6 protein-coding genes are annotated in these 12,528 nt (G+C 49.0%); 4 read left to right on the forward strand and 2 right to left on the reverse strand.

Annotated features, from left to right (window positions below; all coding sequences use genetic code 11):
- The first annotated feature begins 19 nt into the window (after window positions 1-19).
- Both ACN0YH_RS02975 and ACN0YH_RS02980 read left to right on the forward strand, forming a co-directional pair.
- Window positions 20-409: a hypothetical protein gene (locus ACN0YH_RS02975; RefSeq protein WP_417378054.1), complete on the forward strand. Its 390-nt coding sequence runs from the start codon at window positions 20-22 to the stop codon at window positions 407-409.
- 247 nt (window positions 410-656) lie between these two features.
- Window positions 657-2,633 (forward strand): ArnT family glycosyltransferase, encoded by a 1,977-nt coding sequence (locus ACN0YH_RS02980; RefSeq protein WP_417378055.1) that lies wholly within the window; start codon window positions 657-659, stop codon window positions 2,631-2,633.
- Window positions 2,634-2,648: 15 nt separating this feature from the next.
- On the opposite strand, the gene ACN0YH_RS02985 is transcribed toward ACN0YH_RS02980, so the two are convergent.
- Window positions 2,649-8,729, reverse strand: coding sequence for an alpha-2-macroglobulin family protein (locus ACN0YH_RS02985; RefSeq protein WP_417378056.1), 6,081 nt, complete (start codon window positions 8,727-8,729; stop codon window positions 2,649-2,651).
- A 326-nt stretch (window positions 8,730-9,055) separates the two neighbouring features.
- Between ACN0YH_RS02985 and cls the strand changes: the two genes are divergently transcribed.
- Entirely contained in the window at window positions 9,056-10,486 is a 1,431-nt protein-coding gene (gene cls / locus ACN0YH_RS02990; RefSeq protein ID WP_417378057.1) for a cardiolipin synthase, read from the forward strand.
- A gap of 13 nt (window positions 10,487-10,499) precedes the next feature.
- Here the strand turns inward: cls and ACN0YH_RS02995 are convergent, their stop codons facing one another.
- Window positions 10,500-11,741, reverse strand: a complete 1,242-nt coding sequence (locus ACN0YH_RS02995; protein WP_417378058.1) for a hypothetical protein — start codon at window positions 11,739-11,741, stop codon at window positions 10,500-10,502.
- A gap of 151 nt (window positions 11,742-11,892) precedes the next feature.
- Here ACN0YH_RS02995 and ACN0YH_RS03000 point away from each other — a divergent pair, with 151 nt between their 5' ends.
- Window positions 11,893-12,525 carry a redoxin family protein gene (locus ACN0YH_RS03000; RefSeq protein ID WP_417378059.1) on the forward strand — a complete coding sequence of 211 codons (633 nt, stop codon included), beginning with the start codon at window positions 11,893-11,895 and terminating at the stop codon, window positions 12,523-12,525.
- Window positions 12,526-12,528: the final 3 nt, after the last annotated feature.

The raw sequence follows: 12,528 nt of genomic DNA on the forward strand, positions 1-12,528 counted from the left end.
ATTCAATGAACAGGAGAAGATGATGTTTGCAAAGAACACTCTAAGAGTATTTGCTATTGTATTGACAGGCGTATCATTAACCATTTGCTCAGTCGATTCCTTATCTGCTCAGAAGAAGGAAGCAGGTAAAACGGCAGCCACAGCCAAAGAGAGTAAACCAGCCGTTAAGAAGCCCAAAGGGCGACTCCCCAATCATTACGGGAAATTAAATCTCTCCGATATCCAACGCGACAAAATTTATAAGATTCAGGCCAACTACAAGTCCGAAATCGACAGCCTGAAAAAGCAACTGGCAGAATTGAATAAAAAGAAGAATGCGGAAATTGTCACCGTTCTGGAACCCTCACAGAAAACAATCCTGGACAAGATTCTTGCGGATGCCTCAAGTAAAAAGACGGCGAAAAAATAAAACCACTGAGTCTCAATACTGAAACAACTGCAGGGCGTGATCTGAACCGGATCACGCCCTTTCTTTTTAGCGAACTTTCAAGCTATACTTTTCTCTAGAGCGTATCACATTTTATCATAGCGTCTGTCAATCTAATAGACTCGGCCCAAATGGACCTGAAGACGCTACAGTAAAACTGGACACAGTCTAGTTAACTAACTCCCGATCCAGACATATCCGATTCTATCTTACTGAAAACCACTCATTAATGGATTCCAATCAGCCCATATCAGTTCAACAGCCTCCCGGGACAGGGCAGAATCAACCAGGCACTTCGTTCTGGATCCCACTGATCCATTTCCTGATAGTGAGCTTGCTGTTCTGTTTTCTGGGATATTTCGAGTGGCAACGCGTTCAGACCGACAATCAGCATCTGCCACTCCTGACCCGTTTTTTTCTGTATGTGAATATCGATACAACGCCATATTTCCTGCTGTTACTGTTTAGCCCCTTCTGCTGGTGGATTCGCCCTGCAATTCACTTTCGATTTTTCTCAAGTCACATTCGTCCCAGATTATCACAGGAGTGGGTACGTAACCGACAGACAAAAAAACAGATTGACTTTTTTGCCATCGTACTTGGTCTGTTTCTGGCCTTCACTTCACTGGGCATGAGTTTCTGGACGGCTTCTCATACCGTGAATCCGGAAATGCAACTGACATTGGGTGACCTGCCTCCTGCTTATCATGATGAATACAGCTATCTGTTTCAGGCCAGAACCTTTCTCGACGGTCGGACCTCGGTTCCCGGTCACCCCGAAGCCGCCGCAATTTTCGATCAGGTTCATGTCCTGAATGAAGGTAAAATGGCCAGCCGCTACTTTCCGGGAACAGGTCTCTGGCTGGCTCCTTTTGTTGCCTGGGGACATCCTGACTGGGCTTACTGGCTGGCAGGAGCGATCACCACGTTCTTTATCTTCTGGTCCGGAAGGGAACTGGCCGGAAACGGCGTCGGGTTACTGGCTGGATTCATCGTAGCCCTCTCACCAGGCATGGCTATCTTCAGCAACCTGCTGTTGGCTCATCACCCCACACTGATGGGGCTGTCCCTCTTCCTGTATTTTTTTCTCCGAATGCAGAGAACCCGTTCATTTCGGGATGCTGTTCTGGCGGGTGCAGGACTTACTTTTGGGATGCTATGCCGGCCGATGACTGCTGCCGGTTTTGCATTACCGTTCGGTATCTGGCTGGGAGTGGAACTCGTTCGCTGGTGCCTGACGAGAATAAATCGTAAAGAGACCAGCCAATTAAAAGTTAAGCCAGTCTTACCCCTGGTAACAGGCCTGGCGATTCCCCTGGCCTGCGGCCTGATGGGGATGTTCTTTTACAATCAATCAATCACCGGCAGTGGCTGGAAAATGCCCTACCAGTTATATACTGATATCTACACCCCGCGACACGTTTACGGCTTCGATAATGTCGTGCGGGGAGAACAGAAGCTTGGCCCGAAAGTTCTGGATAACTATGACAAGTGGGCTGAGAACCTGACGCCAGCATTAGCGGCCCAGAATGTTCAAAATCGCCTGCTGGCCAGTCTCCAATGGACCTTGGGGCTGGTACCACTCTCACTGGCAGGACTGCTATTCCTGATCACCGAATGCAGGCGCTGGAGTCGCTGGTGGCTGATCTTTGCCTCCATCATCTCCCTGCATGTGGCTCATATTCCCTACTGGTACGATGGAATCATGCACTGGCATTATGTGTTCGAAACCGGACCATTGTGGGCACTCATTTTCGCGCGGGTGACGCAGAGCCTGTTTCGCATCTGGCATCATCTCGAACGACCATTGATGAGCTGGCTCTGGTCCGCCATGATACTGATCGCGGTTGCCACCAACCTGGCCGCGATCCCGCCCCTCTGGACTGTTTCCAAACTGGAAATCGTGATCAATAATGTCGCGTTTTCACGATTGAAACATTTCCAGTTCCAACAGATGATTCAGCACCATCCGCAGATCAAACAGCCTGCCTTGATTCTGATTGCCCACGATCCCTCTGATCGGCACATTGATTATGTCATCAATGCCCCACAATTAAATACTCCGATTCTCACAGGCCGTTACCGTCCCGAGCAGCATACTCCGGCTCAACTGCAGTCCATTTTCCCGGATCGAACCCTTTATCTGTTCGACGCTGCCCAGAACCGACTCAGTCGCTGGAACGGTCGTTTCTGGGAACGTGTATGATAATGGTGTTGAGTATTAATCCTTGATTTTCAGTTTGATTTCATCGGAATTGGCTTTCAGTTCCGGAGCATACATTCCATATCCCTGCGTGGGCAATCCACTGAAACGACCGGGAATTTCTGCCCGCAGTCGATAGCTCAGGCTATGCTTCCCACGCGGTAACTGTCGCAGGTAATTTACCACCCGGTCATCACGAAACTCCTGATAAGCCCCCAGGCCGTTCCGGGAATAGCCACTGCTCAGCTCGACCGCTTCCAGACCCGCCGGCCGGAAATCTTCGAAGACCAGGTACTCGTAATCGTTTTTGCTCTCGAAAATGAGCTCTACCTCAATCAGGTCTCCGCTGGTCAGTTCTGTTTCATAATCAATTGCCTCACGGCGGTATTTTTCAACCCGTTGATCCACGGCCTGACCTTTCGACCCCGAGGTTTTAATGGCAGCTTCTTCTAGAATCAGCCGGTAATACTTCCGCTGCACTTTGATTTCCAGTCCCGTCGCCGTGATGAAATCTTCCTTCGTAAAGTTCGTCACGTACGCATTATAGTACAAAGGTCCGCTCCCCTGTTTGCGAATCTCCAGACGATGGGCGCCTGACGTCAGTGCTTCCCCTTCCAACACGAATTTATTATCGAAGGTAAATAGATTCTCCGCGTTAATCTGAACCGTTTTCTGTTTCTTCCCATCCAGAAAAATATCCAGCGTCAGGTCCGGTTGATTCTCACCGCTGGCTGACCAGTATTCTGCTAATGCTTCAATGGCGATCGCAGTATCGGAGACGGAACTCCAGTAAGTCGCATGTTTGCGATTGTTCAACAGATACTTGACGAGTTGAGCCGCCTTGGGGTTCTGAGGATCTGCTTTTGAAAGCAGTTTCAAGTAGTACGCATTGGCTTCGACTTCACTGCCGTACCAGTGCCACCAGTAATTACTTTGAGGCAGATTGAGATAAGCAGTCTGATTTTCCGCATCCTGAACCAGGTATTGATCCATGTTATTCATGATCATCGCCAGACGATCCTGATTTTTCAGTTCATGCGATGCCAGTCCTAACATTCCCAGAGCATAAACCGAGAGTTTGGTCCGATCCCGATACAGGAAATCATACATTTTCTGATCGGCAACTCCCTGATTGACCAGCACAAGAAATACATATGCATCCAGGTTGGAAGCCGTGGTTTTATACGGTTTTTTCTTCGACGCAGCATTCAGCAGTTTCTGCAGTTCTTTCTGCTGATAGGTTTTCAACCATTCAACTCCCCGTTCCAGAGTGCCAGGGACCAGCGCAACGTCATTCTGTTTTGCCAGAGCCAGCCCTTGAACGATACGTGCGGTGAAGTAGGGGGAAGAACGTTCCTGCCAGCCGGAAAACCAGCCCCAGCCTCCATCAGACAACTGCATACTGGTTAAATCAGCAACCCCCTGCTTGACCAGCTGCTCCACTTTCGACTGACTGAAGACCGGATTTTGATCATAGCGCTTCCACTGTTCGGCACGTTTCTGGTCATCGCCAATCTCCTGGGCGTTCAGATTCGTCCGTTTTTCCTCAATTTCTTTCAGATTTAAACCCATCCGTTTGAGAATATTCTGTGTCATCACCGTTGGCAGAAAACGATAGAGTGTGCAGTCGGTTGTCTTATGGGGTGAATAGACCAGGTAAGGCAGTGCGTCAACCATTGCTCCTGCCAGTGAGGGTGAGTAGAAGAGTTCCAGACGGCTCAATTCTGCTTTGCGTTGATCGGGAACCTGAAAACTGATCTGTGCCTGATCTGCATCACGGCGAATCATGCCGGTGAAAGACTCGGTTTTCAGAATGCCATGCACTTTGACCGGGAACGTCATCTGCATCGCATCCGACTCTTCATCGGTTAATGCTTTCATCCGAATCACAGCAAACCCGGGACGAACCGCTTTCACACGCCAGTCGATCCGTTGTTCGCCGTTGGCGTCAATCGTGACTGTCTGAGCAACAGCGTCTAAAGGTTCCAGAGTATCTCCGTCCAGTTCCAGTACGACTTTCACCTCTTTGGAGGTCTTCAGATAATTATGCACGTTCGCACTCAACACGACCTCATCGGTCTCTGTAAAGAAGCGAGGTGCCTGCAATCGCAATATCAGATTTTTGCGCGTGACAACCAGTTGTTCTCCATCACCGACGCGTGCTCCCTCTCCCATCGCCCAGCTGCGAATTTTCCAGCTGGTCAGGTTTTCGGGCATTTTAAACGAGACTTCCGCCAGACCTTCGGCATCCGCTGTGATCGCTGCGTTCCAATACGCGGTATCAGCGAAATTCTGACGCACGACAGGCTCAACGACCGCAGAGGAAATTGCAGGTGCGGCTGCATCCGCCGCCATTGATTTCGCAGCCATCGGCATTGCCGCACCTTCCATTGCCATCCCGTCCATGGCCCTGGACTTTCGCATAGCGCCTCCACCGAAGCCTGCCCCTACGGCTGCATAATTCGGGTACTGCGACTCTGATTCGATGATCAGATTCCCAAAGGCACCAATCACCTGCATCCCCACTTCCTGGGGACGTAACAAATTATGAAAATATCGACTCAGACTGTCGGCTGTGGCAGGATGATGAGAGCGTTTCCACTTCCAGAAAAACGATTTGATATCGCTCACATTGGAACCACCACTGATATACTCCACACTCTTGTCATACACGCTGACTACCAGTGAGCCGGGTACGGGTTTTCCATCCACGTCGGTTACTTTCAGTTTGACGGTGGCTTCTTCACCCGGCTTGTACTCTGTTTCGGAAGGCTCAACATCCAGATTCACCACTCGCTGTTCCGGTGGAACCGCAATTTCTTTCGCAATCGTATGTACGTCCCCCTGATGAATCGTGACCGCTTCGACAAAGAAGTTGGGCATATCATTCTTCGCGATATCCAACTCATAGACCGTACTCTTACCTGCCAGTTTAAGGACTTCCGGTTTGGAATATATTCCGTTGACCGGTCGAACAAACAACAGGACCGTACTGCCCGGTTGATTCGTATTGATTAACAGCCGTACCTTTTCGCCTGGCTGGTAATGTTTTTTCTCGACGACGAGTTCCAGATCGTTGAAACGGTATTCCCTGCCATCAAATCCTGCGCCACGGATGGAAAACAGGCTCCCCCCTTCGATCTGATTCCCTTGTCTGTCAGTCACCGTATAAGAGACACGGTACTGTCCTGCCTGAGTCGCCGCGATCTTCTGGCTGGCTGTACCGTCTTCCGTTGGATTCATTTCCCACTCCTGAACGGCAGTCTCTTTTGGTTCTCCCTGATCATTATAGGAAATGCGGTACAGTACCACTTTGCCCTTACCGCTGACTGGCTTGGAATCCAGTGTCTGGGCCTTAAACGATGCGGTCATTGTATCGCCCACCTGATAGTAGCCTCTATTCATCCAGGCAAAGACTTTGAAAGGCTTACGCGAAACCAGCACCGAACCCTGCCCGACAATCGTTCTCCGTGACTCATCGACGACTTCCGCAGTGATTTCGTATTTATGATCCTGATCCCCATGAATTGCTTTCGCCAGGGCGGTATCGATTTTAATTTCAACTTCCCCGTCTGAGCCAATCTCCACGGTATTGGAAAGCACAACTTCCGGCGGTGGTGTAGGACGATGAATCCACCACGGTCCGGGCGCAACGCATCCCCATTTGCCCCAACCCGGATACCAGGTGTAATCTCCGGTGAACCACCAGTAACCGGAACCATACAACCAGTCCCAGTGATCCACGGGATACCAGCGTTGATCGTATGCGGTACGGGTCACCTTGTATTTGACCTGCCCATTCACCACCGGGCTACCGAAATAATATTTCGCTTTAATTTTTGCCGTAACGACATCCCCCAGAGCCACAGGTTCTTCCGGAGCCTCAACGAGCACTTCGAATTCCGGTTTTTTGTACTCTTCCACGCGGAATGAAATCTGAGAAGAAACTTGAGGTCGTCGGTTCCTGCCTGCCTGCGCACGAGTGTCAACAGTGAGCTGTAAATAATAAACGCCCAGGTCTGCATCTGCCGGTATGCTCCAGTCTCCCTGACAGCCACCATATTCGTCTGTCTTCAATGTTTTCTGGAAAACCGTTTTGTTATTTGTCCCAATCAGTTTCAGGTTCACATTATGGTTTGCAAATTCAGAGTCCTCTGCTTTCGTTAAATCATAACCTACATTTCGCACCCAGAATTTATAGTTCACTTTCTGATCGGGGCGATACACGGGACGATCCGTGATTCCGTAAATTTTGACAGCGTCCAAACTCTGGTCAGATTGATGCGAATACCAGAAACGGTCAAAACCGGTATAGGCAAACCGTCCCTCTGCTGTGCGGGCGATCGTGATCCATTGGTAGTTTTTCTCCAACTGGGATTCTGAAGGAAATGCCTGACCGTTTTCGTCTGTTCGTTCTGCGAAATTAACGGTCTGCGTCTGTTGCTGGTTCCGCCCGACCCGCGTATGTCGATAGCCGAAGAACTCGAGATTCGCACCAGCCACTGGTTTACCACTTCGAGCATCAGCAACGTAATAATACGTCTTGTCTGACATTCTTTTGTGAATGATGGCAGTATCATCCAGCCAGACAATAATGCGGCTGGTATTTCCATCTTGCATTTTGGCAACCAGCAGGTACGCGCCTGCATTCTGCAGCGGTGTTGTTACCGTGACGTGCTGATCGCGATGCCCGGATAAGGGTTTCAGGTCCAGCCCCCAGCGTGAGACCAGAGCCCCCAAATATTTTTTCTGCTGTTCGTGAACCAGCCGATATCCGATGTTCGAAATATTGATCTGATTCCAGTCCAGTTGTTCGGGATGTGATTTGAGATGGTTTTTAACATCCGACAGCAATTTTTCCACATGAATCTGATATGCTTCAAACTCCACACGCTGTCCATTGCGAAACCGATAATCAACCTGGGCCCCCTGCCCGGCGACCTGTGAAGGATTCGGGGCAAACTGTCCCCAGTTCCCCACAATCTGATTCAAGTGCTGCCGTTTATGCTGATGGGGGTCACCATATTCCTGAATACTCTGCTGAATGTACTTTGCCGCCTGGGGATATTGGCGACGATTCTCGAATATACTGGCTAACTGACCTAACGCGTTTTCCCCCCAACTGCTTTTCCCCAGTTCGACGACCTGCTGGTACAGGCGGATATAATTAAGGTCATCCGGCAGGTTGATCCGCTGAATGCCTGTCGCCAGACGAGTCAGTGATTCTGTTTCCTTCAGGCTCTCCAGCGAGAAGGGATTGACCTGCTCTTCGTCCTGAGAATCCTCATCATTTTTCGGTCCGAAGAAATAAGGCATATAGTTCTGCAGTGTCTGCACCCCAAACTGGCTGCGATTAAAATCAGCAATCTGCAGAATCACCTCTGCCTTTCTCTCTGGCTTTTGTTTCATGGATTGATCAAGCATCCACCGCCAGCGTTCCCCATCATTTTTCGCTGTCTCAAATGAAGTGGGAACCCGGTAATAGACAGGATCTCCGGCATTATCAACGGGTGCTCCCTCTGGTCCCCCACTGGGACCGCCTCGAAAGAAACGCCCCGGTTCCGAGCCAACACCTTCAAAATCAGGGGGCGTATTCAGGTCTGTCAGAATCTGCAGTTTCCAGGCATTCTGCCCCTCACGACCGGACAGATAGTATGCAGCAGCATGAAAATAAATATTGGAAGCCAGCTCAGAATCATTCTGGTTCTTGATTTGCTCAATGGCCTGATTCATCAAATTAAGGGCTGTCACTCGATCCTGCTCATGAGTATTGAAATAACGACCTCCGCCTCGCTGATGGCCTCGAATGAATTTGCCATCGAGTATGTATCCGTAATGAGGACCGTGAAGATAACTCTCAGCGAGCTTCCATAATACCAGGGGCTGTTCTGCATGAACTTTTAAGACACTTTCGCGGTATTCATCCAACTCACTAACCCTGTTTAAATGTTGCAGGCACTCAATCCCATTCTGTAAATCATGAACGACTCCCGTTTCAGAATTTCCGGGCTGGACAGCCAGTTTCTGATAGATTTGCCAGGCATCTCGATAATTTCCCTGTTTTTGATAGGTTTGAGCCAGGGAACGCGATTCAGTCATACTTTTCTCATCTGCAAAAAGGTAAACGCCCAGGGTCGTCAACAAGAGTAAAAATAGCATAGCAGAAACACTGCGAAGAGTTTTGAGCAAAAACATGGTGAAACCTGTATATTTAGATGGGATTCAGTTTTGAATATCAGACGGGATCATAATACGTTACGTCTGTTTGACGAAATGAATTTGCCTTCGGTTCCCGGAATTCTCATAATTTTAAACGAACTGCACGGGAACGAGGTATGAGAACTAATCAGATTACTGCATAATCCGACATCAACCGCATCCGACTTACACAGCATTCTGCTCTAAAGCGCCGAAGAGAAAGTTTAATGGATTGGATTACTGCTGCCTTATCGCTCTGTGGCTACCTGATTACCCTGGCTTTAATCCCCAGCATCCTTTTAAAAAAGAACCGTCATCCGGTTTCTACGGTTTCGTGGATTTTAACCATTATTCTTCTGCCTGGACTGGGGGGAATCACATACCTGTTCTTCGGTATCAATCGAGTTCAAAGGCGGTCTCTCTCCAAAGAGAAAGCCAATCAGTCTCTCGCTCCCAAACTTCCTCAAATCGTCCAGAACCAACTGCTCTCCAGTGAAGACTATCTGCCTTTAAACCAGAATCTGATGCGACTGGCTCAAAATATCGGGCATACCGTTCCCACATTTGGTAATCATGTGGAGCTGTTAACCGATACCAATCGAACTCTGGGCTTGATCAAACAGGCAATTTTAACTGCCGAGCACTCTTTACATCTGGAATATTATATCTGGCAACCCGACCAGTCCGGAACGCTACTCCGCGATCTGCTGATTGAAAAAGCCCGCGCGGGAGTGGAAGTCCGTTTTCTGTATGATGGACTGGGGTCCTTTGGATTAGGTAAACTTTTTTTTAAACCGATGCGGGAAGCAGGCATCCAGATTGCCCCGTTTCTTCCCGGTGCCTCCTTTCGCGAACGCTGGTCGATTAACCTGAGAAACCACCGTAAAATCGTCATTGTTGATGGAAAAATGGCGTTCACGGGCGGAATGAATATCGGCGATGAATATCTGGGGTTAAATCAGGATCTGGGATTCTGGAGAGATACCCATCTCAAGATTGAAGGTCCGGAAACGCTACAACTTCAACAGGTGTTCGCTGAAGACTGGTTTTTTGCAACCGGCGAAGCATTAACTCAGCAGAAATATTACCCCCACCCGGACCCGACAGGTACGGTGACTGCCCAGACTTTACTTTCAGGTCCGGAAAAGAATGCCGATGTCTTTTTAACTCTGATGTTTGCAGCCATCAATGAAGCACGACACAGTATCGTCCTGACCACATCTTATTTTGTCCCCCCCGAATCCCTGACTACTGCACTGGAGTCGGCAGCGCGCCGCGGAGTGCATGTAAGGCTCCTGCTTTCCAGTAAGTCAGCCAATCCGGCAACGGTACACGCAGGTCGTTCGTACTATGACTCGCTACTGGATGCGGGTGTCGAGATTTTTGAATACACCAAAGGGATTCTGCACTCGAAAACCCTGACGATTGATGACAGCTGGTCTCTGGTCGGCACCCCTAACTTTGACTTCCGAAGCTTAATCCTGAACTTTGAAGTGGGACTGGCGCTTTATGATCGAAAATTTGCCCAGCGTCTGAGGGAATCCATCGAACAGGATTTTCTGAACGCGATCAAGATCACACACACTGACTGGGACAAACGGAGCAAACCCACGATCTTGTTGCAAAATCTGTGTCGATTATTCGCACCTGTCATGTAATGCGATCGATTGCCTAAGGGAGTTTATGACGATATTTATCTGAAGCCCCTGCAGGCAAGGTCCCCAGGTACTTGATCAACTGGATCGCTTCGCCCTTTGAAAGCAGATTCAGTAAGCCATCCGGCATTGCAGATTTTTTAGAAGGCACGATTTCATCTACCTCCTGCTTGTTGATCATCACCCGCTTACCAGCTTCCGTCAGTAGCATGATCTCATCTGCTCCCGCGGCCCCCATCATTCCAGTAAAGGTCTTACCTGATTTAGTTACAATCGTAAACGTGGGATATTCTTCCGAAACGAAATGGGAAGGAAACATAGTAGCCTGCAGAACCTCTTTCTGCTGGAAGCGACGACTGACATAGGTCAAATCAGGACCAACCTTTTCTCCTAACTCCCCGAAGCGATGGCATTTGATACAGGTTGCTTTTACAAACGCCTGCGCACCGAGTTTTAAATCGAGCGTGTCTTTAGTCTGCCGCTGTAATACTGCCAGTAGCTCATTGTATTTCCAGCGACTGTCGTCCGCCTCGATCGGCAGAACTGCGGGAAGCTCATCTGGATATTTTGATGTAAACCATTTCTGCCAATGCTGCATGCTCGGGTATGCTGCATCATTTTCCGATTTGAATGTCTGCCCCGTCCAATGAGTTAACAGGCTGGCAGCGATCTGTTGCCCCTCTGGATCCTGTTCCAACCCGACCAGAATCAGCTGTCTGATCCACTGTGCTTTATTAGAGCGACGACGAAAACGTGTCAGCGCACGCATGACTGCTTTCGCCTGATCACCCTCAATGACATTCAGCGATCGAACCAGAATCCGCCAGTCGGCGTCCCGACGCTGGTTTTCTTCAGCATACCAGCTGATGGCCTCTGCGACATCATCTCTCCGCTCCGGATAAGATTCAAACAGTTCATGCAGGTAAATCAGCGTGGGTTCATCCGCAATTCGCGCCATCGCGATTAATAAGGCAATCAGTTTGCGTTCCATTTCTGCATCGCCGGGTTTCTGGTTTTGCAGTTTCAGTTCCTGCTCGCGCAGGGCAGTAAATTCGGCTCCCGTTAAACGTTCCAGGGGTTCGCCTGCGACCATGATTCGAAAATCACCTTCTGCTACTTCCTGTAGCATCGTGTCTTCCAGGCGATCAATCTTAAAGGCAATTGATGGCGTTTCGGCTCGGCTGAAATTCCCGATTCCAGTGCACACCAGACCGAAGACGAGTAGCTGAATCAGTATTTTTTTCTTTTGGCTGCCCATCTGAGATGCCTGCTTTCGTCTGAAATGTTGAAATCATAATGGAATCATAATCTTACAGAAGTTCACAGGCTTCACACTATGTTCATTTCTGATTTTTGTTTAAAATTAACTCAGGTAAATCAACACTCCTTCTCATTTTCAGGGACGAATCATGCCAGACTGCCAGTCCAGATTTCATCATATTACCAGAACCGGTTCTCACACACTCAGCGTGCTGCTCCTCGGAATCATCTGCTGGAGTTGTTCTTCAAATGAGCCGACAGATACTTCCCAACCTGAGACACAACCTGAAAGCACATCTGCTGAGATCAAACCGGAGAAAACGGTTGACATCACCCTGACCTTAAGCGATGCAGAAGGTTTTAAGGAAATACTGGCGAAACAAAATGGCAAAGTCGTCCTGGTCGATTTCTGGGCCACCTGGTGTGTCCCCTGTGTCAAGAATTTTCATCACACCGTCGAATGGAGTCAGAAATATGCCGACCAGGGTCTCAGCGTGATTTCAGTCTCGATGGATGAGTCGGATGAAGATACTCAGAAAGCAGTCCTCAAGTTTCTGGAAAAAGAAGACGCACAATTTACAAATATTCTCGCGACTGCTGCAGACGACCAGGATCCGATAGACACCTTTGGCATTGATGGCGGGGCACTGCCGCATTATCGGATTTATGACCGAACGGGCAAGCTGATCAAAAAGTTTTCCTTCGCTGACCCGGACAAGCTGTTTACTCAAGAGGATATTGAAACCGCAATTCAGGAAGCCCTGAAACAGAAACCAGAATAATTC

It is taken from the genome of Gimesia sp., from assembly GCF_048262075.1.
GTDB lineage: Bacteria > Planctomycetota > Planctomycetia > Planctomycetales > Planctomycetaceae > Gimesia.

Excerpts from the sequence above, each read along its gene's own strand:
- ACN0YH_RS02985 (WP_417378056.1), bottom strand. The coding sequence starts at position 8,729 with ATGACTGAATCGCGTTCCCTGGCTCAAACCTATCAAAAACAGGGAAAT.
- ACN0YH_RS02980 (WP_417378055.1), top strand. The coding sequence starts at position 657 with ATGGATTCCAATCAGCCCATATCAGTTCAACAGCCTCCCGGGACAGGG.
- ACN0YH_RS02975 (WP_417378054.1), top strand. The coding sequence starts at position 20 with ATGATGTTTGCAAAGAACACTCTAAGAGTATTTGCTATTGTATTGACA.
- ACN0YH_RS03000 (WP_417378059.1), top strand. The coding sequence starts at position 11,893 with ATGCCAGACTGCCAGTCCAGATTTCATCATATTACCAGAACCGGTTCT.
- cls (WP_417378057.1), top strand. The coding sequence starts at position 9,056 with ATGGATTGGATTACTGCTGCCTTATCGCTCTGTGGCTACCTGATTACC.
- ACN0YH_RS02995 (WP_417378058.1), bottom strand. The coding sequence starts at position 11,741 with ATGGGCAGCCAAAAGAAAAAAATACTGATTCAGCTACTCGTCTTCGGT.